General features: G+C 73.4%; 20 protein-coding genes, 1 tRNA gene and 1 pseudogene. 14 read left to right on the top strand and 8 right to left on the bottom strand.

Annotated elements, in window-relative coordinates:
- Nucleotides 1-50: 50 nt before the first annotated feature.
- Entirely contained in the window at nucleotides 51-836 is a 786-nt protein-coding gene (locus PUR56_RS04070) for a VOC family protein (RefSeq protein ID WP_329878604.1), read from the bottom strand.
- A 316-nt stretch (nucleotides 837-1,152) separates the two neighbouring features.
- Nucleotides 1,153-2,964: an LCP family protein gene (locus PUR56_RS04065; RefSeq protein ID WP_329947869.1), complete on the bottom strand. Its 1,812-nt coding sequence runs from the start codon at nucleotides 2,962-2,964 to the stop codon at nucleotides 1,153-1,155.
- Between the two features lie 319 nt (nucleotides 2,965-3,283).
- Here PUR56_RS04065 and PUR56_RS04060 point away from each other — a divergent pair, with 319 nt between their 5' ends.
- From PUR56_RS04060 to PUR56_RS04015, 10 genes are all read left to right on the top strand, one after another.
- Nucleotides 3,284-3,610, top strand: coding sequence for a hypothetical protein (locus tag PUR56_RS04060; RefSeq protein WP_329878608.1), 327 nt, complete (start codon nucleotides 3,284-3,286; stop codon nucleotides 3,608-3,610).
- Nucleotides 3,611-3,684: 74 nt separating this feature from the next.
- Complete coding sequence (gene eccD, locus PUR56_RS04055; protein ID WP_329878610.1) at nucleotides 3,685-5,040, top strand: type VII secretion integral membrane protein EccD; 1,356 nt, start codon at nucleotides 3,685-3,687, stop codon at nucleotides 5,038-5,040.
- A gap of 83 nt (nucleotides 5,041-5,123) precedes the next feature.
- The gene (locus tag PUR56_RS04050) at nucleotides 5,124-6,353 is read left to right on the top strand and encodes a MinD/ParA family protein (protein ID WP_329947868.1); all 1,230 of its coding nucleotides are present in this window, start codon (nucleotides 5,124-5,126) and stop codon (nucleotides 6,351-6,353) included.
- A gap of 2 nt (nucleotides 6,354-6,355) precedes the next feature.
- A complete protein-coding gene (gene eccCa, locus PUR56_RS04045; RefSeq protein WP_329947867.1) occupies nucleotides 6,356-10,330 on the top strand; it encodes a type VII secretion protein EccCa in 3,975 nt (1,324 codons plus the stop codon).
- Between the two features lie 147 nt (nucleotides 10,331-10,477).
- On the top strand, nucleotides 10,478-11,896 hold the full coding sequence (locus PUR56_RS04040; RefSeq protein WP_329947866.1) for a DUF6177 family protein: 1,419 nt from the start codon (nucleotides 10,478-10,480) through the stop codon (nucleotides 11,894-11,896).
- A gap of 128 nt (nucleotides 11,897-12,024) precedes the next feature.
- Entirely contained in the window at nucleotides 12,025-12,360 is a 336-nt protein-coding gene (locus PUR56_RS04035) for a hypothetical protein (protein ID WP_329878615.1), read from the top strand.
- Nucleotides 12,361-12,417: 57 nt separating this feature from the next.
- Nucleotides 12,418-12,729 (top strand): pore-forming ESAT-6 family protein, encoded by a 312-nt coding sequence (locus PUR56_RS04030; protein WP_329878617.1) that lies wholly within the window; start codon nucleotides 12,418-12,420, stop codon nucleotides 12,727-12,729.
- Between the two features lie 48 nt (nucleotides 12,730-12,777).
- The gene (locus PUR56_RS04025; RefSeq protein ID WP_329878619.1) at nucleotides 12,778-13,206 is read left to right on the top strand and encodes a DUF6507 family protein; all 429 of its coding nucleotides are present in this window, start codon (nucleotides 12,778-12,780) and stop codon (nucleotides 13,204-13,206) included.
- Nucleotides 13,203-16,061, top strand: coding sequence for a hypothetical protein (locus PUR56_RS04020; RefSeq protein WP_329947865.1), 2,859 nt, complete (start codon nucleotides 13,203-13,205; stop codon nucleotides 16,059-16,061). Before PUR56_RS04025 ends, PUR56_RS04020 begins: the two co-directional genes overlap by 4 nt.
- Nucleotides 16,058-16,918: an immunity 49 family protein gene (locus PUR56_RS04015; RefSeq protein ID WP_329878623.1), complete on the top strand. Its 861-nt coding sequence runs from the start codon at nucleotides 16,058-16,060 to the stop codon at nucleotides 16,916-16,918. The genes PUR56_RS04020 and PUR56_RS04015 overlap by 4 nt, the downstream gene beginning before the upstream one ends.
- Nucleotides 16,919-17,025: 107 nt before the next feature.
- Here PUR56_RS04015 and PUR56_RS04010 read toward each other — a convergent pair.
- A tRNA-Lys gene (locus PUR56_RS04010) sits at nucleotides 17,026-17,098 on the bottom strand.
- Between the two features lie 87 nt (nucleotides 17,099-17,185).
- Entirely contained in the window at nucleotides 17,186-17,890 is a 705-nt protein-coding gene (locus tag PUR56_RS04005; RefSeq protein WP_329947864.1) for a nucleotidyltransferase domain-containing protein, read from the bottom strand.
- A gap of 260 nt (nucleotides 17,891-18,150) precedes the next feature.
- Between PUR56_RS04005 and PUR56_RS04000 the strand changes: the two genes are divergently transcribed.
- On the top strand, nucleotides 18,151-18,942 hold the full coding sequence (locus tag PUR56_RS04000; protein ID WP_329947863.1) for an SDR family oxidoreductase: 792 nt from the start codon (nucleotides 18,151-18,153) through the stop codon (nucleotides 18,940-18,942).
- A 55-nt stretch (nucleotides 18,943-18,997) separates the two neighbouring features.
- On the opposite strand, the gene PUR56_RS03995 is transcribed toward PUR56_RS04000, so the two are convergent.
- Entirely contained in the window at nucleotides 18,998-19,456 is a 459-nt protein-coding gene (locus tag PUR56_RS03995; protein ID WP_329878629.1) for a MarR family winged helix-turn-helix transcriptional regulator, read from the bottom strand.
- Nucleotides 19,457-19,616: 160 nt separating this feature from the next.
- Between PUR56_RS03995 and PUR56_RS03990 the strand changes: the two genes are divergently transcribed.
- Both PUR56_RS03990 and PUR56_RS03985 read left to right on the top strand, forming a co-directional pair.
- The gene (locus PUR56_RS03990; protein ID WP_329947862.1) at nucleotides 19,617-20,345 is read left to right on the top strand and encodes a tyrosine-protein phosphatase; all 729 of its coding nucleotides are present in this window, start codon (nucleotides 19,617-19,619) and stop codon (nucleotides 20,343-20,345) included.
- Nucleotides 20,346-20,385: 40 nt separating this feature from the next.
- Nucleotides 20,386-21,348 carry a phosphorothioated DNA-binding restriction endonuclease gene (locus PUR56_RS03985; protein WP_329947861.1) on the top strand — a complete coding sequence of 321 codons (963 nt, stop codon included), beginning with the start codon at nucleotides 20,386-20,388 and terminating at the stop codon, nucleotides 21,346-21,348.
- A 14-nt stretch (nucleotides 21,349-21,362) separates the two neighbouring features.
- On the opposite strand, the gene PUR56_RS03980 is transcribed toward PUR56_RS03985, so the two are convergent.
- Nucleotides 21,363-21,821 (bottom strand): RICIN domain-containing protein, encoded by a 459-nt coding sequence (locus tag PUR56_RS03980; RefSeq protein WP_329947860.1) that lies wholly within the window; start codon nucleotides 21,819-21,821, stop codon nucleotides 21,363-21,365.
- Nucleotides 21,822-22,088: 267 nt separating this feature from the next.
- On the opposite strand from PUR56_RS03980, the gene PUR56_RS03975 reads away from it, so the two are divergent.
- Entirely contained in the window at nucleotides 22,089-22,436 is a 348-nt protein-coding gene (locus tag PUR56_RS03975) for a hypothetical protein (protein WP_329878637.1), read from the top strand.
- A gap of 16 nt (nucleotides 22,437-22,452) precedes the next feature.
- Here PUR56_RS03975 and PUR56_RS03970 read toward each other — a convergent pair whose 3' ends face one another.
- Both PUR56_RS03970 and PUR56_RS43270 read right to left on the bottom strand, forming a co-directional pair.
- Complete coding sequence (locus PUR56_RS03970; protein ID WP_329947859.1) at nucleotides 22,453-23,328, bottom strand: TIGR02452 family protein; 876 nt, start codon at nucleotides 23,326-23,328, stop codon at nucleotides 22,453-22,455.
- A gap of 209 nt (nucleotides 23,329-23,537) precedes the next feature.
- Nucleotides 23,538-24,098: pseudogene (locus tag PUR56_RS43270) on the bottom strand (DEAD/DEAH box helicase); the annotation flags it as partial.

The following is a 24,098-nucleotide window of genomic DNA, read 5'->3' as shown; positions in this document are numbered from 1 at the left end:
CCCGGCGGCGCGTCGCGGGAACGGGCGGCCGGGGGCCGCGCCGGGGTCGGTCAGGGCGAGTCGGGGGTGGCGGTCACGGCGAAGACGGCGCCCTGCGGGTCTTGGACCACCGCCATCCGCCCGGCCTGCATGTCGAACGGCGGCTGGATCACCGCGCCGCCCGCCTTGACCAGGGCGTCCACCGTGGAGTCGGTGTCGTCGACGGAGAAGTACGTCATCCAGTGCGGGGGCGTGCCCGGCGGCAGGTACCCGGCGACCGGCTGCATCCCGCCCACGGTGTGGTCGCCGACGTTGAGGGAGTAGAACCCCTCCATGCCCTGGATGGTGCCCGGGCGCAGGCCGAGCGCCTGCTGGTAGAACCGGCCGGACGCCTCGGTGTCGGTGGTGTTGAGCTCGTTCCAGACCAGTGCGCCGGGCTCGTTGACGACGCCCGCGCCGATGAACTCCAGCTTCTGCCAGACCCCGAAGACCGCGCCGGTCGGGTCGCCGGCGACCAGCATCCGGCCGGTGTCGCCGACCTCCATCGTCGGGTACACGATGGTGCCGCCCGCCTCGGTGATCGCCCGGCCGGTCGCCTCCACGTCGTCCGAGGCCAGGTAGGTGGTCCAGCCGACCGGCGGCAGCGGCTGGCCCTCGGGGGCCGACCGGCCCATGATCCCGGCGACCGGCCTGCCGTTCAGCGAGCACACGGAGTAGCCGCCGAACTCGGGCGGCCCGACCTCGCCCTGCCAGCCGAACAGGTCACGGTAGAAGTCGAGTGCGGCCTGCTGGTCGCTCGCCATCAGGTCCACCCAACACGGGGTGCCGGGCTTGTACGGTGCGGTGACTACGGGCATTCCTGGGCCTCCCAAGCGATGGTCCTCCGCCGCGGCCGGTCCGGGACGCCGCGGCCGACCGGCCGCGCGACCGAACGGCCGTACACCGCCCACGATCGCCTCGCGCCCGCGATCCCGCCACCGGACGGCGCCCCGGCGGGCGACCGCTCGCCGGGGCGGCCGGGGCGGTCACTCCTCGTGGCGGGCCCTTCGGGCCGCGGCGGCGCGGGCGGGTCGGCCGCGCGCCGGCCGCGGGCAACGCGCACCGACTCGGGCCAACGCACGCCGGCACGGGGCAACGCGCGCCGGTCCGGGGCAACGCACGCCGGTCGGCCGGTCAGCCGCCGGAACCGTAGGTCGTGCCCTCGCAGAGGTTGTCGTCCGCCGAGCGGGTGTCGTTGATGACGCTGGTGGGCAGCGGGGCCGGCTCGGCCGGGGTGGCCGGCGCGGCCGAGGCACCGGGGACGGTGGCGGTGGCGTCAGCCGTCCCGCCGTTGGCCGCCGCGAAGTCCTTGCCGACGATCACCGTGATCCCGGCCGTCTTCCCGGCCGCGACGGAGGCCCCCGGGAACAGCTCGGCGACCTTCTCCGCGTTCGCCCGCTGCCCCGTGCCGTACTCGATCATCGTGGTCGCGTACTTGGTGTTCATCGCCGCGCCCATCCTGGTGGCGGCGAACTTGGCCGTCTTCAGCAGCTCGGCCGCCTTGCCGTCCATCCCGCGGGAGACGGTGCCGTTGTAGACGCCCACCTTGATGCTCTGGTTGGCGGTGTCCGCGGCCGTGGTGGCGGCGGCGGGGGTGGTCGGCGCGGCGGGCGCCACCGCCGGGGTCGTGGCCTCCGCGGGCTGCTCGCCGGTGGCGTTCTGGCCGTCGATGGTGCGGTCGGCCTTGATGGTCGCCCAGAGCTTGTCCGCGTCGGCCTTCACGAGTTCGAGGGCCTCGTCGGTGCGGATGCGCCACGGTGCGGTGACGAACTTGAGGTCGTGCATGTCGATGTCCTTCAGCGAGAGACCGAAGGACATCAGTTTGTCGACCGAGCCGAGGCCCTCGTCGACCGTCAGCGACTTGGTGGCCGCGTCGGCGAGCGGCAACAGGTTGGTGGGGGTGAGTCCCTGTTTCTTGATCTTCGAGGCGAGCGAGCTGAGGAAGGCCTGCTGGCGTTTCATCCGGCCGATGTCGGAGCCGTCGCCGATGCCGTGACGCAGTCGCACGTAGTCGAGCGCCTGCTGGCCCTGCACCTTCTGCGGACCCCTCTTCAGGACCACGTCGCCCTTCTTGGGCAGCTTCTGGTTGAGGTCCTTCTCGTAGATGTCCTCCGGCAGGCATATGTCGACGCCGTCCACCGCCTTGGTCATCGCGGCGAAGCCCTGGAAGTCCACCACGATGGTGTGGTTGACGAAGATGCCGGTGATCTTCTCCACCGCGTTCTGGGTGCAGGCCGGGTTCCCCGTCTCCGACCCTCCGGTCGAGAAGGCCTCGTTGAACTTCCCGACGTGCTCCTTCGTCCACTGCCCGTTCGCCTGCTTGCACTTGGGCAGGGTGACCAGGGTGTCGCGCGGGAACGAGATCCCGACCGCGTGTTTGTGGTCGGCGTAGACGTGCAGCAGGATCGTGGTGTCCGAGCGGGCGCCGCCGTCCTCGCCGCCGCCGAGGTCCGCGTTGCCCTTGCCGCGGCTGTCCGAGCCGATCAGCAGGATGTTGACCGGCTTGTTGCCGTTGGCGTCCGCCGCCGCCTCCGGCGGGCGCTCGGCGGCGACGCCGTCCTTGCCGAAGGACTTGATGTTGCCGTTGAGCTTCCAGTAGATCGCGCCACCGGTCCCGGCGATCAGCACCAGCGCGCCGGCGGCCGACCAGGCCGCGATCTTCTTGACGTTCCGCTTCGGCTTCCGGCTCGCCCGGGCCGCCGCGCGTCCGCCCGCCGGGGACGCACCCGCCGGAGACGTGGCCGGTGCCGCGGTGCCACCCCTGTGCGGCCCGGCCTTGGCGGGCCCGCCGTTGCCCGGCCCGCCCCTGCCCTGCGCGGCCCGCCGGGCCTCGGCCCGTCCACCGGTCCGCGGCGGCGGCACCGCACCGCCGGCCGCGCCGCCGTCCGTCAGCGCACCGGGCGCGTCGTCGCCACGAGCCGGGCTCTCGCCCCACTGACCTGACATGCGTGCACCTTTCACTGCCGGACGCCGCGCCCCCCTGCGACCGGACGCACTGCACACAGAGAAGACGGTCGAGACCGCCTCCGGGTTGCACATACGACGGTCGCAATAACGGACGGGCTCCCCGGCACCACCCCCGGGCGCCCGTTCCGCCCCACCGGTCCGCCGGCTCCCCGGGAGATTCACCCGGAGCGTACAAATCGCCCATACGAACAACCTGGCCTCGTCACAGGCCCCGCCCCGCACGCCGCCGGGGGTGTCCAGTGACGGGTGCATGCTTTATGTTGCACAGGCAGCACACGGGGGAGACGGCAGGCGGCGAATGGCACGGGACTACGACAGTCAGCTCCTGGAGTCGGTGGCGGTACGCCGCCGCAGGATGCGGGACTCGCTGCTCTTCGGCGCGGAGCGGGTGCGCCGGGCGGCGGACGAACGGCTCGGGAAGGTGTTCGCGGGGATCGCCATCGCGGCCGTCCTCTGCGCGGGCTGCGTCGGCTGGTCGTTCCTCCAGGCCACGCTCGCGAAGCAGAAGGCGGAGCAGCAGAAGCAGCAGCAACGCCAGGTGCAGCCGTACGGCGGGCCGACCGGATCGCCGGGTCCGGCGCCGACGGCGAGCCCCTCGCCGTCGTCCGGCCCGACCGGGCCGTAGCACCCCGGACGTGGCAGCGACGTGGAAGCACTGGTCCGAGAGGTCGAAAAGGGCGCGATGATAGGTTCCCACAAGTGGTGAGCACAGCAACGACTTCCCCGGCACGGCAGAGCAGGGTGACCCTGATCGGGGAGCGACGCCAGGCCGACGTGGTCCTGCCCGCCGACACCCCGATCGGGGTGCTGCTCCCGGACATCCTGCAGCTGCTCGACGACCGGACCGCCTCCCGGCCCATGGCGCGTCAGCTGATGACGCCGGACGGCTCCGCGCTGCCGCACGACAGCACCCTGGAATCGGCGGGGGTGGCCGACGGCGCCGTCCTGCGCCTCGTGCGGACCCACTCCGCGCCGCCCGCCCCGGTCGTGCACGACGTCATCGACCTGGTGGCCGACGACCTCAACCTCCAGGCCTGGCGCTGGCGCCCGGCCGCCCGACGGGGCAGCGCCGGCGTGGCGACCGTCGCCTTCGCGGTGACCGCCGCCCTCCTCGCCCGGCGCGAGTTCGCGCTCGACGCGCTGGCCGGCGTCCTGCTCGGCCTCGCCGCCGCGCTGGCGGTCGTCGGGGCACTCGTCGCCCGGATCGGGAAGGGCAACCGGGGCCTGGCCACCGCGCTCCTGCTCGCCTCGGGCGGACTCGGCGTCCTCGGCGCGTGGAGCGCCGCCGACGCCTTCGACTGGTCCGCGAGCGTACGGCTGGCCGCCGTCGCGGGCGCGCTGACCGTGACGGTCGCACTCCTCGGCGTCCTCTCCCCGCTCGGCCGCGGCGGTCTGATCGGCGCCGTCTCCGTCGCCGCGATCACCGCCGTGTGGGAGGCCGTCGCCGCCACCGGGGCCGACCCGGCCCGGATCGGCGCCGTGATGGCGGTGTTCTCCGTGGTGCTGCTCGGACTGCTGCCACGCCTCGCGCTGATGGGATCGGGGCTCACCGCGCTCGACGACCGCCGCTCCGGCGGAGCGTCCGTCAGCCGCCACGAGGTGGGCACCGCCCTGGCCGCCACCCACCGCGGGCTGGCGCTCGCGACCATCGCGACCGCGGTCTCGGCCGCCGGCGCGGGCTGGCTGCTCACCCTGACCGCCGAGCCGGACGTCTGGACCGTGGCGCTGCCGTCACTGGTCGCCGTGGTGCTGCTCTCCCGGGCCCGGGCCTTCCCCCTGGTCGCCGAGGTCGTGGCGCTGTTCACCGCCTCGGGGGTCCTCGTGGTGCGCCTGGCGCTGCTGTGGATGCGGCACGGCGGGGGTGCCGGGGCGCTGGCCGTCCTGTGCGCCGCCGCGCTGCTGCCGCTGCTCGTCCTGGCGGTCCAGCCGCCCGAGCACACCCAGGTCCGGCTGCGGCGGCTGGCCGACCTCGTCGAGTCCGTCGGGATGGTGGGGCTGTTCCCGCTGGCCGTCGGGGTGTTCGGGGTGTACGGGCAACTGCTCGACAAGTTCTGAACCGACGTCGAAGTCGGTTTCCGAGTCAACGCACAGGAGCTCCGGGCGGGGCGGTACGTGGAGTGGAAGGGGCGGTTGCAGGCATGCCGAACGGAGAGAACTGGCAGGGCGACGTCCTGCGCGATCTGAGGGCCCCGGCGCCCGGCCCGACGCCGGACCAGGCGCAGGCCCAGGCCCAGGCGCAGACCCAGCTGCAGACCCAGCTGCAGGCCCTGGACCAGGCCCAGGCCACCGCCGCGCAGACCTTCGCCCAGGCCCTCACCGCTCCCGACCAGGGGTCGGCACCGGGATACGAGCAGGGATACGGACAGGCGTACGGGCAGGGGTACGAGCAGGCCCCCGCCGGACAGCCGCAGGGCGCCGCCCCCGGCCGGCAGGCCGTCGCGCCCCGGTCCCCCGACTCCCGGCCCACCGTCGACCGGAACCTCGCCGCCGTCGCCCGCAAGCCCCGCAGCGGCGAGGCCCTCGCGACCCGCGTCGCCCGCGCCGTCTGGAAGAACGTCTCCAAGTCCGCCGCCCGCGAGGTCGCCGAGGCCACCCGCACCGCCGAGATCCTCCAGCAGCCGGTCACGACCGGCCGCCAGATCGCCGTCACCTCCATCCGCGGCGGCGCCGGCAAGTCCACCGTCGCGGCGCTGCTCGGCACCACCTACGCGCACTACCGCAAGGACCCGGTCCTCTTCGTCGAGGCCGATCCGGCACTCGGCTCGCTGCCCGTCAAGCTCGGCGCCGAGACCGTGCGGTGGACCACCAGCGACGTCGCCGACATCGTCAAGCCGCAGATGTCGCTGCTCGACGTCACCGGCTACCTCGTCCAGCTCCGCAACAACTCCTGGCTGCTGCCGGGAAGCCAGGGCCAGATCGGCACGATGCTGGACGCCCGCGGCTACCAGCGCGTCATGGTCGCCCTGCGCCGCTACTTCGGCATCACCGTCGTCGACTGCCAGACCCTGCCCGCCGAGGTCGCCCGCGTCGCGCTCTCCGCCTCCCAGGCCCGCGTGCTGACCACCCCCGCGACCCTCGACGGCGTCGCCAGCACCCACGAGGTCCTCCAGTGGATGCGCGGCCTGCCGCCGCACGTGATCGCCGGCACGGTCGTCGTCGTCACCGAGCAGACCCCGCACTCCGGCGTCGACCTCGACGCCGCGGTGCGCACCCTCCGCTCCACCGGCACGAGCGTCCACCTCCTGCGGTACGACCGCCACCTCGCGGCCGGCGGCACCATCCGCACCGACCTGCTCACCCGGGCCACCCGGACGACCGCCACCCGGCTCGCCGCGGACGTCTTCGAGCTCTCCCAGAAGCGCCACTGACGATGAGCACCCGACTGATCCACCGCCCGGCCAGGACCGTCAGGCCCCCGGCCGCCCCCGAGGCCCGCACCATCGAGGCACCGCCCAACCTCCCCGAGGGGAAGGCCGGCAACATCGCGATGTCGCTGCTGCCGGTGGCCGGCGTGATGTCCTCGGTCGTGATGATGACGGTCGTCCGCAACAGCCAGTTCGCCGCCCTCGGCGCGCTGGTCCTGGTCGTCACCGTCATCGGCTCCCTCGGCCTGGTCTTCTCCCAGCGCGGCAAGGCCCAGCGCACCCGCCGCACCCAGCGCGAGGCCTACCTCTCCTACCTGGAGGACCTCCGCGAGGAACTCGCCGGCGAGGAGCGCGAACGGGGCGAGCACGCCGGCGTCCTCAACCCGCCGCCGCCCGCCCTGTACGACATCGTCCGCGACCCGGCCCGGCTGTGGGAGCGCCGCCGCGTCGACGGCGACTTCCTGCGGGTCCGCGTCGGCACCGGCGAGATGCCCGTCCGGGACCTGCGGATCGGTCAGCAGAGCTCGTCCGTCCTCACCCCGCCGGACCGCTTCATGCTCAACGAGGCCTCGGCGCTCACCACCCGCTTCCGCACCGGCACCGAACTCCCGCTCACCGTCCCGCTCGACCGCGTCGGCGACATCAGCGTCGTCGGCCCCCGCGAGGACTGCCTGCGCGTCGCCCGCGCCCTGCTCGTCCAGACCGCCGCCCTGCACGCACCCGACGACGTGACCGTCGCGCTCGCCGTGCCCGGCGACCGGCTCGCCGACTGGGAGTGGGCCAAGTGGATGCCGCACCTGCTCGACACCGAGCAGCTCGACGGTCCCGTCGCCGCCCGCCGCATCGCCCCCTCCGTGGCCCAGCTCGCCCAGCAGCTCGGCCCCGAACTGCGCCGCCGCGCCTCCTACGCGGCCGAGGTGCGCCGGGGCCTGTCCGGCCAGGACGCCCTCTCCATGACCTCCCGACTGCTGGTGATCGCCGACGGGCACGGCGACGACGCCGTCGACCTGCCGCTCCCCGACGAGGCCGTCGGGCTGCGGGAGATGGGCGTCACCGTGCTGCACCTGCTCGAACAGCGGATCCAGGAACCCGGACAGATCGGTCTGCGGATCACCGTCGACGGCGACCGGGTGGTCATCGAGGACCTGCGCGAGGAGCAGCCGATCAGCGCCCACGGCACCGTGGACGAGGTCGGCGTCCCCTTCGCCGAGGGCCTGGCCCGGATGCTCGCCCCGCTGCGGCTGTCCGCCGAGTCGCTCGTCGACGCCCCGCTGTCCGGCCCGGTCGACTTCGCCGACCTGCTCGGCATCGACGACGTCGCCCGCCTCGACCTCGGCCGGCTCTGGGCGCCCCGCGGCGAACGCGCCTTCCTCCGCGTCCCCATCGGCATCAGCGACTCCCGCGAGCCTGTGCTGCTCGACCTGAAGGAGTCCTCCGAACTGGGCATGGGGCCGCACGGCCTCTGCGTCGGCGCCACCGGCTCCGGCAAGTCCGAACTGCTGCGCACCCTGGTGCTCGCCCTCGTCGCCACGCACCCGCCGGAGGACCTCGCGCTGGTCCTGGTCGACTACAAGGGCGGGGCGACCTTCGCCCCCTTCGCGGAACTGCCGCACGTCGCCGGCGTCATCACCAACCTGGAGAACCAGGCGGGCCTGGTCGAGCGCGTGCACGCCTCGCTCGCGGGCGAGGTCAAGCGCCGCCAGCAGGTCCTCAAGGACGCGGGCAACGTCGCCGACATCGGCGCCTACGCCGCCCTGCGCGCCGAACGACGGCCCGACCTGGACCCACTGCCGCACCTGTTCGTCGTCATCGACGAGTTCGGCGAACTCCTCACCGCCAAGCCCGACTTCATCGACCTCTTCCTGTCGATCGGCCGGATCGGCCGCTCCATCGGCGTGCACCTGCTGCTGTCCAGCCAGCGCATCGAGGGCGGCAACCTGAAGGGCCTGGACACCTACCTGTCCTACCGGCTGGGCCTGCGGACCTTCTCCGCCGACGAGTCCCGCACCGTCCTGGACACCACCGACGCCTTCCACCTCCCGCCGCTGCCCGGCTTCGGCTACCTCAAGGTCGACACCAGCCACTACGAGCGCTTCAAGGCCAGCTACGTCTCCGGCGGCTACCGGGGCCCCGTCCAGCGCAGCGAACAGGAACAGAGCGGACCGCTCGCCCTGGAGTACCCGGCGTTCAACAGCATGTCCCGGCCCGAGGGCCGGGAGCAGCGGGAGCCGGCCACCCGGCGCCGCGAGACCGGCCCGACCGAACTCGGTGTCATCGTCGGACAGCTGGAGCACGCCGCCGACCCCGCCCGCCAGATCTGGCTGCCGCCGCTGCCCGGCGCCGTCCCGCTCGACGCGATCGCGGGCCCGCTGGACGTCGGTCCGCGCGGGCTGCAGCTCGCCCGGCGGCGCGGACGGCTCCAGGTGCCGCTCGGTCTCCTCGACGACCCGGCGAAGCAGTGGCAGGGCGAGTGGTTCCTGGACCTCACGGTCGCGGGCGGCCACGCCGCCGTCATCGGCGGCCCGCAGTCCGGCAAGACCACGCTGCTGCGCACCCTCGTCCTCTCGCTCGCGCTGACCCACACCCCGCAGGAGGTCGGCGTCTACGGCCTCGACCTGGTCGGCGGCGGCCTCCAGGCCCTGTCGGGGCTGCCGCACGTCGGCGGCATCGCCGGGCGCGCCGACCGCGAACGGGCGGCCCGCACGGTCGAGGAGGTGCGGACCATGCTCACCACCCGCGAGAACGTCTTCCGCGACCACAACATCGACTCCGTCGAGCAGCTGCGCACCCTGCACGCGGCGGGCCGGCTGCCCCGGCTGGCGTCCGCCGAGATCGTCCTCGTCATCGACGGCTTCGGCGCGCTGCGCGACGACTTCGAGGACCTCGACGACGCCGTCGTCGACATCCTCAAGCGCGGTGGCGGCTACGGCATCCACGTGGTGGCCGGCATGCTCCGCTGGAACGACGTCCGCATCGCCACCCAGTCGAACTTCGGCACCCGCGTGGAGCTGCGGCTCAACGACCCCACCGAGACCAGCATCGAGCGCAAGCTCGCCGCGACCCTCGCCGCCGACGAGCCCGGCCGCGTCCTGACCGACGGCCGGCTCTTCGCCCAGGTCGCCCTGCCCCGGACCGACGGGCTCGCCGACACCGCGGAGCTGGGCACCGTCCTGGAGCAGACGGCCCGCACCGTGCGCGCCACCTGGAGCGGCGAGGTCGCCCAACCCGTCCGGGTCCTGCCGCACGTCCTGGAGCCGCACCTGCTCCCGGGGCCGGTCGCCGAGCCGAAGCGGGTCCCGCTCGGCCTGGACCAGGCGGCGCTGGAACCCGTCCTGCTGGACCTCTTCCGGCACGACCAGCACCTGTTGGTGATGGGCGACAGCGAGTGCGGCAAGACCAACCTGCTGAAGACCCTCGCCGCCGGCCTGATCGAGCGGCACGGTGCGGACGAACTGGTCTTCGCCGTGATGGACCCGCGGCGCAGCCTGCGCGGCGTGATCCCGGAGGAGTACAGCGGCGGCTACGCGTACAACGCCCGGATGTGCGCGGGCCTGGCGGCCGGCGTCTCCACCGAGCTGGAACGCCGGCTGCCCGACGAGAACGCGCCGCTGGACGCGCTGGAAGCCGGCAGCTGGGGCGGCGGCCCGCGGATCGTGGTGCTCGTCGACGACTACGACGTGCTCACCACCGCCGGCCAGAGCCCGCTCGAACCGTTCCTGCCCTACCTCCCCTCGGCCGCGGACATCGGTCTGCACTTCGTGCTGACCCGCCGGGTGGCGGGCGCCTCGCGCGGCATGTACGAGCCGCTGGTGCAGGCCCTGCGCGAGTCGGGGGCGACCGCGGTGGTGATGGCGGGCGACCGCGGCGAGGGCCAGCTGTTCCCCGGGGTCTACGCCTCCCAGCAGCCCGCGGGGCGGGGGGTCCTGGTCCGCCGGGGGCAGGAGAACCGCCTGATCCAGACCGTCTACACGGCCGACTGACCGCACCGCCCGTCCCTCCCGCGCGTTCCCCCGCGTCCCGGACACCCCGGACGCCCCGCACAGCCGAACGCGTGCCCGCCCGACCGCTCGCGCGCCCGCCACCCGTACGACCGCCACCCCCGCCACCCCGAAGGACCTCACGACCCCATGACCAAGGACGTCATCACCCTCACCCCGCGGATGCCCGACCCCTGGAGCGTGCTCGCCGGCCTGCTCGCCGGCGGGCCCGACAAGCTGGTGAACACGGCGGGCGAGGACGCGGTCATCCAGCTCTGCGACGAGCAGGGCCGGCCGCTGCTCTCCGTCGAGGCGCCGCTGCTGGTGCAGGTCCGGGGCGAGGCCGAGCGACTGCTCGGCGCGAACCCGCCGCGGGTCCCGTTCTGGTGGACGGAGGCCCGGGCCACCACCGGCGTCCCGGACGCGGAGCGGCTCGCGGGCGCCTTCGCGGCCCGGCTGGCCTCCCTGTCCGGGGGCAGCGCGTGGCCGCCGCAGGCCGCGCGGTCGACGGCCGTGGTGGAGACGGCGGGCCTGACCGCGGCGCCGGCGCCCGCCGCCGCCCAGCCCGCCGTCGACGTACTGACCGACAAGGTCGCCGTGGTCATCATGGACCGCCCGGTGGTCGCCATGACCGCCTGGCTCTCCGACGCCTTCCGGGCCGCCGCCGCCAGCAGCCGGGGCCTGCAGATCGTCACCCCCGCCGGGACGACGCTCTCCCCCGCCGTCCTCGCGAACCTGCCGGGCTGGCCGTCGCGCTGGGTCGTCCAGGACGATCGCGACGGCTACTACGACGGGCACACGGGCGCGGTGCTGCGCTGGCAGGAGGGCATGTTCGCCACCGTGGTACCGGCGGACGCCACCGCCGACGATCCGCGCACCCCGGTGGCGGCCGCGTACCAGGAGGTCCGGGCCTGCGCCGAACGGCAGTTGGCGATCACGTTCCGGACGGTCCACCCGGCGGACGACCGGCTGGTCCTCGGCGGCGCCCTGGAGACGGTCTGGCGCGAGCTCACCGGGGAGCCCCCGGCCGGCTGGGGCACCGCCGAACCCGCCAACCTGCCCTGGTCCCTCGGGCGGCTGACCGACCTCGCGCACTCGCGGGCGCCCGAGCCGACCTGGTTCGTGGTGGTCGGCAGCCCGGAGCGGCCGGGTCTGGCCACGCTGAAGGTCACCCGGACCAAGGCGGGGGTCGAGGAGGACGTGACCCTGGCGTTCGGCTACGGGGCCGACGAGGAGCCGCCGTTGGACGCGCTGCCGGGGGTCGCGGAGACGCTGGTCACCCGGCACCGGCTCCAGTCGATGCTCCTCCAGCTGCGCAGGGCCCGCCGCGACCTGGCGGTGCCGCCCCACTTCGAGGGCCCGGGCGTGCCGCTGGCCTTCGTCCTCGGCGCGGAGGAGGTCCGGGCGCTGCCGGACGACCGCGCCCGGCGCACGCCGCTGTCGCAGCAGCCGGTGGCGCTCGGTCCGAAGACCCGGCCCGCCTACTACTACCCGCTGCCCGGGGACCCGTCCGACCTCTCCGGGTGGGCCGACTTCGAGCGGCTGGTGCGGCATTTGAAGGGCGCGTGAAGTCACCTTCACCTTGTCATATGTTCGTCACGGTCCCCCCCGACAGCTTGCGTTGTCGGGGTGAGTTGATAGAACGTTGGTAGCAAGTTGGATAGACATTCATTCGGTCGAGCGGACGGGGGAGCGGTATGAAGTTCGACATGGGGACGCAGGCGCTGACCAAGCTGATGTCCGGGTCCCGGACGTCGAGTGCGGACCTGGGCACGCTGATCAAGCAGCTGGTGCAGGCCGCCCAGCCGCTGGAGGGCAAGTTCAACGGCCAGGGCAAGGTCGCCTTCGACTCGTTCAAGTCGCGGTCGGACGAGATCACCCAGGCGCTGAACTCCTCGCTGTCGGCCATCCTGGGCGGCCAGTCGGGCATGGAGCAGGCCTTCGGCTCCGGCGACCAGGAGCAGGGCCAGAACGCGAAGCAGCAGATGGCGTCGGCGAACTTCGACGCGGCCCGGTTCTCGGGCAGCCGCTGACGAACGGCCCCGGAGCCTTCGTCAGAACCTTGGAACCACAACGGGGAGTGATGTGTGATGGCCGGTGGAACGGACCGCCGTTCGTACGACTCGGGCGCCTCGACCGAGGCGCAGCGCAACCTCCAGCTGGTCATCGGCCAGCTGGAGCAGGTGATCGCGGCGCGTGACGCGCAGGTGAAGGCCGCCATCGCGGACTTCACCGCCGACGGTGTGGCGGACGACTACCACGCCAAGGAACTGCGCTGGAAGAACGCCTCGCAGGAGGTGCGGAACATCGTCCAGCTGCTGAAGACGACGCTGGAGCAGAACGACGGCACGGCCCAGCAGACGCTGGCACGGGCGAAGGCCGCCGTCGCCAACATCGGCTGAACACGGCCGAACGGGTTTTGCCGGACGGTCTGACAACGGGGGTTGTTGATGGTTGCTTGGGACATCAAGCCACAGGGCGTACAGGGGCAGTTGAAGACTGTCGGCGGGCATGCGGGTGATCTGGAGACAGCTCTGAACACCCTGATGACGAACCTGTCCCAGGCGGCCCAGAACGCGGGCACCGCCGTGCCCGGTTCGCAGTCGGAGACCCGCCTGCAGGGGCCGGTGCCGGTCGGCGCGCCCCCGTTGTCGCAGAAGGCGATGGGCCCGGTCGCGGCCGCGCTGAGCCAGTACCTGGAGGGCCGGAAGGCCGAGCTGAAGTCGATGTCGGAGCGGATCGAGGCGTGCCTGCGCGGCGCGGTGAAGGCCACCAACGAGTACCTCGAAGGTGACCTGACGGCGGCGAAGCAGGCCCAGGACGCGGCGCGGGCCATCAACCTGGAAGCCCTGCGCGACCAGCCGGGGGGCAAGAAGTGACCGACAACAAGCCGGTCAACCCGTCCGAGGTCCCGGTGTTCACCGGGAACCTCGCGCTCCTCGACGCCAACGTCAAGGCCATCTCCACCAGTGGCCCCGCCATCTCCACCGCCACCGGCAACGTCCACACCAGCTTCGGCGGCCTGCGCGCCTTCTACCAGGCGCCCGAGGCCGAGCAACTCTTCGCGACCACCAAACCCGTCCAGGACCTCGGCCTCAAACTCAGCACCGACCTGTGCACCATCGCCGGCGCACTCGGCACCTACAGCCGCGACGCCGCCCCCATCGTCAAGAAGCTGCAGGACCTCAAGCACGAGGCCGAGACCTTCCGCAACAAGGCCAACAGCGACGACAAGTGGCGCGAGGACGGCGACCTCGTCGACGAGAACAACGACCGCCGCAACGAGATCGCCGAGGTCTGGACCCAGTTCCAGGCCGTCGAACGCGCCGCCCACGCCAAGATCGTCGCGCTCGTCGGCGGCTCCCCGCTCAAGGTCAACGACGGCTCCAACGGCAAGGACATGTACGGCTACGACGCCGAGGCGTTGAAGCAGTCCAAGACCCTCCCCTGGGGCGAGGCCGTCGAGGAGTCCATCCCCTGGTGGCAGGTCTGGGAACACGCCTGGGAGTTCGGCAAGGGCGTCATCGTCGACGGCGTCTGGGGCACCCTCGTCGGCCTCGGCACCCTCGTCGGATTCCAGGGCTGGGACGCCGCCGGCCAGGCCTGGACCGGCCTCGCCAAACTCGCCACCGGCCTCGCCATCACCGCGATCCCCGGCGTCGGACCGCTCTTCCTCGCCGTCCCCGACGACAAGCTCCCCTCCTGGCTCCGCGACTCCCGCACCGCCATGAAGGAGACCGGCAAGGCCCTCCTCGCCTGGGACCAATGGGGCTCCAACCCCTCCCGTGCCGCCGGAGCCGTCACCTTCAACGTCCTCACCACCGTCTTCACCGGCGGCGCGGGCGGCGCCGCCGCCGGCGCAGGCAAGGCAGGCGCCGCCGCCAAGGCCATCTCCCTCGCGGGCAAGGCCGGCAGGGTCATCGACCCGATGACCTACCTCTTCAAGGGCGCCGGCGCCGGTTTCACCAAAATCGGCGACGTGATGACCAGCCTCAAGGGCCTCGGGAAATTCGAAGTCCCCACCATCAACATCGACAAGGCCGTCGCCCTCCCCGAAGGCGCCCTCAAACTCCCCGACGGCACCATCCGCATCCCCAAGAACGTCGCCGTCCCCGACGGTGCGTTCAAGGTCGGCGACGACACCGTCAAATTCCCCAAGAACACCACCACCCTGCCCACCGGCACCGTCAAACTCCCCGTCGACGGCCCACCGCGGTTCATGGACCCCAAGGGCAACATCTACGACGCCGGCGGCAACATCACCCAACACGTCGACGAGGCCAAGCCCGACATCGTCGACAGGCCCGCCAAGGACCACGCGCCCCTCAAGACGGAGACCCCCGTCAAGGTCGACACCCGCGAACTGGTCGGCGCCGGCGCCCGCGGCGGGAACGACGGCATCCGCCTCACCTCCGACGTGTCCGGCCCCGTCAACGTCGCCGACCACGTCCCCACCGGACGCGTCAACCCCGACAACTTCCCCACGGGGCGGGTCAACCCGGCGGACAACTTCCCCACGGGACGCGTCAACGCGGGCGACAACCTCCCCGGCGGCCACGCGGGCCACGGCCCCAGCAACGACCTCAACGCCCCGCGCGGCGGAAGCGGCGACGGCCCGGTCACCCCCGGCACCCACGGCACCCACGGCGGGGACGGCCCGACCACGGGCGGCTCCCACGGCAACGACGGTCCGGGCGGCGGCGGCACCCACGGCAACGACACCCCGGGCGGCGGCGGCACCCACGGCAACAACACCCCGGGCACCGGCCCGGCCGGCACGGCCGACAACGCGGCCGGCGCCGGCGACAACGCCGCGACCCCGCGCCAGCCCGTGCCCCGTCCCGCGACCATGCTCGACGGCCCGAACCCGTACGGGGAGCGCGGCCGGCTCGACAAGGGCCAGATCGAGGAGATCCAGGTCTACCGGGCCAACGAGGAGCCCGGCTACTTCGAGGACCACTACAACATCCTCGGCCGCCGCCTGAGCGGGAAGCCGATCGACGAGAGCGGATTCCCCCCGCCGCAGCTCACCAAGCTGTCGGAGGACGGTCCGTGGATCCGCGCCAAGGACTCCCCCGAGGCGCCGGACCCGCACTACCTCGACATCGACGAGGTCCCGCTGGGCGCGGACAAGGTCACGGATCCCGTCCGCCTCAAGATCCTCGACGACCTCGCGCTGAAGCAGCAGAACGCCATCAAGTGGGACAACCTCGTCACGGACTGGATGAACCGCACCGGTCATCCGGACGCCCAGGGCGTCTACCGGGCGTCCCACACCGAGATGGGGACCGCCGCCGAGGCCTTCGGCGAAGGCGCCGCCAAGTACCACTTCGTCGCCGAGCACTACAAGGGGTTCGAGAGCGAGACCCTCCTCGGTCCGAAGAGCGGCAGCGACCAGTTCGACCAGGTGTGGGTGCACGAGGACGGCCGCGTCCTGGTCATCGAGGCCAAGAGCGGCCCCAAGACGGAGCTCGGCAAGCGCGACCTCCCCTCGCCCTCCGGCATGCCCGGCGTCAAGGGCCAGGCCGTTTCCCAGGGAAGCCGGGAATACTTCCTCGACATCCTGCGGGAAATGACCAAGCGCGGTGAAACGGACCTCGTCGAGAAAATCGAAAAGGCGCTCGACACCCCCGGCAAGCTCGACTATGTCGTCGTCAAGGGCGACTACAACACCGGTAGCTACAATGGCCTTCTGTACCAGAGGTTCGACATCAGCAAGGGGACTCTTCCGTGACCGTGACCGTCGAACGCCATCTGGTGCCCCGCCCCGATGCGGAGGCGTTCGCCGACCGGCAGAGCCAGGCGGTCTCCGGTCGGGTCGACCGGCTCGAACGGTCCGCCGAATCGATCGACTTCGCCTTCAGCACCGCCGTCCTCGCGTTCCAGTCCCACATCGCGGCCGACCCGGAAGGCAGCCGGCTGGAGACCTGGCAGGCCGCGGTCGTCGCGATGCAGCTGGGCGACGCCCTGTTCGCCGTGACCGGGACGGACGAGGGGACGGTCGAGTGCTTCATCGAGGACAAGCAGCGGACCGTCCAGGCGATCGGCCTGCGGAAGTTCGCCAACGCCGGGAACTGGTTCAGCGCGTTCTGGCTGGCCGTCATCTGCCGTGACCGGCAGCGGATGACCCGGCTCGCCGAGATCCCGCTGGAGCGGCTGCGCGCGGCCGAGGGCGCCTACGACGAGTTCGTCTTCCACTGGGTCGACGTCCAGCAGACCTACTGGCTCCGCCGGCCCGAACTGGTCGAGAAGCTCACGGCGGCGTTCGCGACCGCGACCCCCGAGGCCTCGCCGAACACCCCGGTCGACGCGCTGCAGGGGATCATGTATCCCCCGCTCAACCTCTTCTACCACTTCGTGCGCGGGCGCAAGGAGGAGTTCGGCCCCGCCCTCGCCGAGGCCCTCAACCTCCACAAGGCCTACTGGACCCTGGACGAGGACCGTGCCACCGACGTCGACGGCGCCCTCCCCCTCGGCCCGTTCGCCATGGCCTGCCTCGCCTACGACGGCAAGTTCCCCGTCGGCGTCGAGTCCGGGTACCTCCCCAAGTACATCCTCGAACGCTTCTGGTACGGCGAGTTCCCCACGTGATCCGGCGCCACCTCCCCCGCGCGGACGGCGCGGCCGGAGCCGTGGCGCACGGGCGGCGGACGTGAGGAGGCCCGGGCCGGACATCGTCCGGCCCGGGCCTCCTGCGGTGGGGCGCCAGGGGCTCGAACCCTGAACCTACGGATTAAAAGTCCGCAGCTCTGCCAATTGAGCTAGCGCCCCGTGGTCCGCGCCGGGTGGAGCGAACCACGGCGATCCTACCCGGTACGGGGAGGGGCTTCGCCAGTGGATTGCGCGGGCGCGCCGGGTTCAGGGGGCGGGGGTGGCCGCCGGGGTGTAGTGGGCGGCGCGGACGCGGTGGAGCCAGGCCTCGGCGGGGCGCTCGTCGGGGCGGTCGGGGAGGGCGCCGGGCCGGTCGAGGCGCTCGTTGGCGGCGGCGAGGAGGCGTTCGGCGACGGCGGGCTCGTCGGCGATGCGTTCGCCGAGCTCACGGACGCGGCCCGGGTCGGGGAGGCGGACCAGGTTGTGGCCGGTCTCGTGGAGGTGGACGGCCTGTTCCAGCAGGCGGACCAGGTGGCGGGCGTGCTTGGCGGCCCGGGCCCTGGTCGTCGCCTCGGTGGTGTCACGGGTCAGGAGCTTCCTGAACTGCTGGGTGGCGTAGCCGAGGTAGGCGTTGCGGACGGCGCGGGCGCTCAGGAACGACCGGCGTATCGCCATCAGCTCGTCGCCGAGCGGGGTGCGGACCTCGTACAGGTCCTCGGGCAGCCAGACGAGTTCGGTGGCGGTGGGGTTGCAGCTCAGCGCGAGGCGGCACCACTTGGCGGCCTCGTGCAGGGTGCGGTCGGGCGCGGTGGTGACCTGTGACTCGGCGGGGTGGTGCAGGCCGTGGAAGCCCTCGGTCGGGGCGGCGAAGAGGCCGAGGCGGTCGATGTCGGAGCCGGCGTGGGCCAGCCCGTACGCGGTCGAGCCGACGATGCCGGACAGCAGGACGGCGCCGGGGGCGGTGGCGGGCATGGGCTTCCCTTCGTCGGATCTCGGTTGGCAGTGTCACCCGGCGGGGCCGCGCCGGGCGAGCGATTTCCGGGCGGCGGCGTCCACCGCGACGGGCCGCGGGCGGTGGACCCGCCGCGGACCTGACCTCCTGCGAGGTCGCGGGTGGGCCCCGGGACTGCCGCTCAAGCCCGCTGCTCCGCAGCCGAGTTCGGTGCGCCGAGGACCACGAGGGCGGCGGTGGCGACGCCGGCGGCGAAGCGGAGAAGAGTAGGGTGCGGAGCATGTCGACCGCCACCGATTCCGCTGCCGCTTCCGAGCAGACCGACCGCCCCGACGTGGTCCTGATCACGGGTGCCGGGCGCGGCATCGGAGCCGCCACCGCTCGGCTGGCCGGCCGCCGCGGCTACCGCGTCTGCGTCAACTACCGGACCGACGAGGGCTCCGCCGCCGCCGTGGTGGAGGAGATCCGGGCCGGGGGCGGCACCGCGCTCGCCGTCCGGGCCGACGTCACCCGCAGCGCCGAGGTGGAGCGGCTGTTCGCCACCGTCGACGCCGAACTCGGTCCGCTCACCGCGCTGGTGAACAACGCCGGGACGCTGGAGAAGCAGGGCCGGCTGGAGGACATCGACGAGGAGCGTCTCAACCGGATCTGGGCCGCCAACATCACCGGTCCGTTCCTCTGCGCCGCGCAGGCGGTCCGCCGGATGTCCACCCGGCACGGCGGGCGGGGCGGCGCGATCGTCAACGTCTCCTCCGCCGCCGCCCGGCTCGGCTCGCCCAACGAGTACGTGGACTACGCGGCCGCGAAGGCCGCCGTCGACACGATGACCCGCGGCCTGTCCCTGGAGGTCGCGGCCGAGGGCATCCGGGTCAACGCCGTCCGCCCGGGGCTGATCCGCACCGGGATCCACGCGCTGGGCGGCGAGCCCGGCCGGGTCGACCGGGTCGCGCCGGGCCTGCCGATGCGTCGGGGCGGGGAGGTGGAGGAGGTCGCCGAGGCGATCCTGTTCCTGCTGTCGCCGGCCTCCTCGTACACCACGGGGGCGTTCCTGGACGTGTCCGGCGGGCGGTGACGAGGGCAGTGGCCGGGGCCCCGGCGGGGATCCCTCCCGGCGGGGCCCCGGCGGCTCAGTGGTGCCAGGCCCGGCCACCGGTGTTGTGGATGAAGCGCTGGAGGACCTTGAGGGTGGTCAGGTACTCCTCGTCGGTGATGTCCGCGTGGCGCTCCGCCCAGAGGTCGTCCTGGAGGCCGGCCGCCTTGTCGAAGAACGCCCGGCCGTCGGAGGTGAGCGTGAGGCGGCCCCCCGCCTCCTCCACGATCCAGCCCTGCGTGACGGTGGTGTCGATCTCCGCGGCCAGGGCCTCCGGCCCGGTGTCCAGGTACTCGCGCAGGACCCGGGAGACGTCCTCCCGCGTCAAGGGCGCACCGGCGCGGGCCACCTGGGCCAGCACCCACCACTGCGGCTGGGTGGTGCCGATCTCCTCCAGCGCGCCACGGGTGCGGGTGACGACGGCCTTGTAGGCCGCCCAGCTCCAGTACCCGATGGGCTGCTTGATCAACTCGGCGTCGCTGTGCGAGTACTCCACGGCCGGCTCCCTGTCCTCTGTTCCGCCCGGCTGCGACGACTCCGCGCCGGGCCGGTTCCTCGACACCGACCCTAGGAATTGAAGCCGACTTCAAGTCAAGCGTGATCGCAGTGTCCCGATTCCTTCCCCCGGCGGCGCCCGCGCCCGTACGGTAAGGGCCATGACCGACGACCTGCCGGACCGTGAACCCGACCTGCCGTCCGCCTTCATCGACATCCCCGGGGTGCGCAACTTCCGCGACGCCGGAGGCGTCGGCTCGCTCCGGCGCGGCGTGCTCTTCCGCTCCGGTTCGTTCCACACCCTCGCGCCCGAGGGAGCCCAGCGGCTCAAGGCGCTCGGGCTGCGGACCGTGATCGACCTGCGCAGCCCGTTCGAGCTGGACGTCTGGCCGGACCTGCGGCACGGTCTCGACCACGAGACGCTCAGCCTCCCCACCCTGCCCGCCAACCGCGAGGACACCGACCGGCCCTGGCCGGAGGGCCAGGCGGAGCTCTACCCGTTCATGGCCGCGACCGCCGGTCCCTCGCTGGTCGCCGCGATCCGCCGGCTCGGCACCCCCGGCACCCTGGCGGCCGTCGTCCACTGCGCCGTCGGCAAGGACCGCACCGGACTCACCATCGCCGTCGTCCAGGAGCTGCTGGGCGCCTCCGAGGCCGAGATCCTCGCCGACTTCCTGCGCTCCAACACCGGACTCGGCCTCCTCGACGGGCCCACGCCCTACATCGACGAGACCGGTACCGAGCGCATCTCCCGGCCCATCTCCGAGGAACTCCTCACCTCCTCCTTCGACTGGATCCGTGCCCACCACGGCTCCGTCACCGCCTACCTGCACGCCCACGGCGCGACGGACGAGGACCTCGACGCCCTCCGGGCCAACCTGTCGGAGTGACGGGAACGCGGGAGGCGGCGGAGCGGGGGGAGAACGGGGCATGAGGCGTGGCGAACTGCTCGCCGGGCTGGCCGGGATCCGGCAGGCGCAGAGCAACGGCGTCCGCGCGCCGCACAAGCCGCTGCTGCTGCTCTGGCTGCTCGGCCGCCACGCCCGTCTCGGCACCAGCGAGGTGCCGTACGCGGAGGCCGAGCAGCCGGTCAGCCGGCTGATCAACGACTACGGGCCCGCCGTGGGCCGCAACACGGCAGCCCAGCGGGCGGCGATGCCGTTCGTCCACCTGGAGCGGAGCCTCTGGACCCTGCGGGACGGCGCCGGGCGGCCGCTCGACGCCAAGGACGTCCGGGACAGCGGTGCCGCGCTGCGCCGGGTCGACGCGGTGGGCCGGCTGCGGCCGGAGGTCGAACGGCTGCTCACCGAGGACCCGTCGGCCCTCGCGGTCGCCGTCCGGCTGCTGCTGGACCGGCACTTCACACCCACCCTGGAGGCGGCGATCTGCGAACAGGCCGACGTCGCCCTGCCCGAGCTGGACGTCGCCGACCTGGAGCTCCCCGCGGCGGGCGGGACGGGGGGCGGGACGGCGTACCGGATCACCCGGCGCCGGGTCCGGGCCGCCGGCTTCGCCGCCGACGTGCTGCGGGCGTTCGACCACGCCTGTGCGATCTGCGGGTACGACGGCCGGCTCGGCCGCGCCGCCGTGGGCATCGAGGCGGCGCACGTCCAGTGGCACAGCCAGGGCGGCCCCGACGTCGTCGACAACGCGCTCGCGCTCTGCTCCCTGCACCACGCGCTGTTCGACTTCGGCGTGCTCGGGGTGACGGAGGACCGCACCGTCCGTGTCTCCCCCCACTACCGGACGGACTCACCCGCGGGCCGGGCCGTCCTGGCCCTGGGCGACCTCCCGGTGGCGCGCCCCGACCGACCGCTCTCGGCGCGCGCGCACGACTTCCTGGGCTGGCACGACCGGTCGGTGTTCAAGCACGCGGGGTTCGTCCTGGGCTGACCTGCGACGGGCCGCTACTGCCGTTCCAGCCGCCACCACTGGGCCGGCGAGTCGGTGTCCTCCCACTGGTGGACGGGGGCGGGCGGCTCGGTGACCGGACCGTCCGGGGCGGTGAGGGCCTTGCCGCTGACGAAGCTGGTGAGCGTGTACGTGCCGGGGTCGTCGAGGTGGTGCTCGACCAGCCATTCCTGGGCGCCGAAGGCGTTGGCGGACCACTGCTGGACCGGGACGCCGTTCTCCGGAGAGGCTCCGGTGACGTCGAGCCGCTTGCCGCCGGCGACGTTCTCGACGTGGAACAGCGCACCACCGGGGTGGACGGCGCTCAGCCGCCAGAGCTGCGCGTCCGAGCCGTCCTCCGCACCGAGCACCGCCTTGGCGCCGCTGCGGCGGCTGCCGTCGGCGATCTCCAGCAGCAGGCCGGCGGCGACGTTCCGGATCCGGTAGAGGCCGTCGGTGATCACGTGGTCAGTCACGGGGGGAGTCTCTCACCGGGCTACGACAGCCCGGTGTTCCCAGGTGGACGCGGCGGGCCAGGACGAGGACGACGGTGCCCACCTGCACCGGCGCGGAGGCGGAGGTACCGAGCGGCACCGCGGTCACCCGGGTGAGTACGGGGCACGGCGACCGGGCCGCGCGGGGGATTTCGCCGGACGGGCGGCGGAGCGGCCCGCACGAGGACGCGCGCCGCGGGCGGGCTATGGTCGGAGGTCCGAGGAGTCTGCTGAGGAGTGGAGTCGACCATGGCGAGGATCCCGAACGCGCTCACGGCCACCGTGCCCGCCGCGCTGACCGCGGCGAGCGGTCTGGTCGGCGGCTACGGCGTCGCCCGGTGGACCGGCAACCGCCAACTCGGCGGGGCCGTCCTGGCGGTGGCGGGCGCCGGCGCGGCCGCGCAGTGGCACCGGCGTTCGGGTGCGGCCACCGCTGCCGCGCTGACCGGGCTGTACGTGGTCGCGTTCGGCGGCTCGCACCCGCTGGCGAAGCGGATCGGCGCCTGGCCGTCCGTCCTCGCCGTCACCGGCGTGGTCGCCGCCGCCTCGGCCGTCGCGTCGGCGGTCGTCACCAGGCCGTCGGCCCCCAGGGGCTGAGCCCGCGCGGGGGCTGTCAGCCCCCGAACCGCGCCTCGAAGGCGTCCCGGTTCGGCGAGACCGGCGTCCGGTCCCAGACCGCGAACACCACCCGGTCGAAGGCGGCCCCGTACCGGGACAGCGCCCCCTCGAAGGCCTCCGCCACCTGGGCCGGGTCGTTGCGGAACACCCCGCAGCCCCACGCCCCCAGCACCAGCCCGCGTATCCCGTGCCGCGCCGCCGCGGCGAGCACCCGCTCGGCCCGCTCGGCGAGCACGCCCCGGACGTCCACGGTCGCACCCGCGTCCACGGCCGGGCCGGCCGTCTCCGTCCCGGTGTCCCCGGCGTCCGAACGCAGCGCCAGCTGACCGGCGTTCGGTGCCGGCGAGGTGAGGAAGGTGACCGGGTACGGCCGGGCCAGCAGCTCGCCGCCCCCGCCGCGGATCACCGGCACCTCGGGCGAGACGATCACCCGGTGGCTGTACCTGAGGTCGCGGGAGGCCCGGTGCGCCTCGTAGTAGTCCGGCGCCTCCAACAGGCAGGTGTACAGCAGGGCGCTGCGGCAGAGGTCCTCCTCCTGGGCGCGGGCGCCCCGCAGGTAACCGCCACCCGGGTTCCGCGCGGAGGCGAAGTTGAGCACCCCGACGGGGCCCGCGCCCGCCTCGACCAGCCGCCGGGCCGCCCCGATGCTGCCCTCGGCGGTGACCTCGACGGCCTCGGGCCGCACCACCGGCCCCGGGCCGCCCGCCGACACCAGCCCGTCCAGCTCCGCCGGGGCGTACGACACCGTCCCGGCGCGGGCCGCCGCCAACGACCCGGCCAGGTCCACGAGCTCGCCCCCGGGCGCCCGGTAGCTCCCCCGCTCGACGATCCCCTCGTTCTCCGCCGCCACGTTGCGCATTCTGCTGCTCATGTCCGCGACGGTAGGGGACGCCGGCCGGCCGGCGCCACTGGTTATTCTCAGCACCAGAACAACGCACCCGGCCCGCCCGGACGCCGCCCGCCCCCTTCCTGCGGGCGGGAACGCCGACGGGCCCGCTCCACCGAGGTGGAACGGGCCCGTCGTCAACGCTCAGTCACCGCGCCCCGCGGCCTCGCCGGAGGGCCGGGACGCCTGCGGCGTCAGTTCTTCCAGCGCGGCTTGCGGTCGTCGCGGTTGAAACCGCCCGAGCTGGGGCCACCGGGGCGGCCACCGCGGTCGTCACGGTCACGGTTGAAACCGCCACCGGCCTGCGGGCGGCCACCGGAGCGGTGGTCGTCACGGCGGGAGAACGGACGGCTGCTGCCGCCGCCGGCGCTGCCACCGCGCTCGTCACGGCCGAAGGCCGGACGGTCACCGAAGGAGCGGGCCGGGCGGTCGCCGAAGGAGCGGGCGCCGCGGTCGTCACGGTCGCGGTTGAAGCCGCCGCGGTCGTCACGGTCACGGTTGAAACCGCCGGGGCGGCCACCGCGGTCGTCACGGTCACGGTTGAAGGACGGACGGTCCCCACGGTCGCGGTTGAAGCCGCCGCGGTCGTCACGGTCACGGTTGAAACCGCCGGGGCGGCCACCGCGGTCGTCACGGTCACGGTTGAAGGACGGACGGTCCCCACGGTCGCGGTTGAAGCCGCCACGGTCGTCACGGTCACGGTTGAAGCCACCGGAGCGGCCACCGCGGTCGTCACGGTCACGGTTGAAGGACGG

It is taken from the genome of Streptomyces sp. BE303 (genome assembly GCF_036290945.1).
Lineage (GTDB): Bacteria > Actinomycetota > Actinomycetes > Streptomycetales > Streptomycetaceae > Kitasatospora.
The sequence above is the reverse complement of the archived record's forward strand: the minus strand, read 5'-3'. Positions and strand labels throughout refer to the sequence as shown.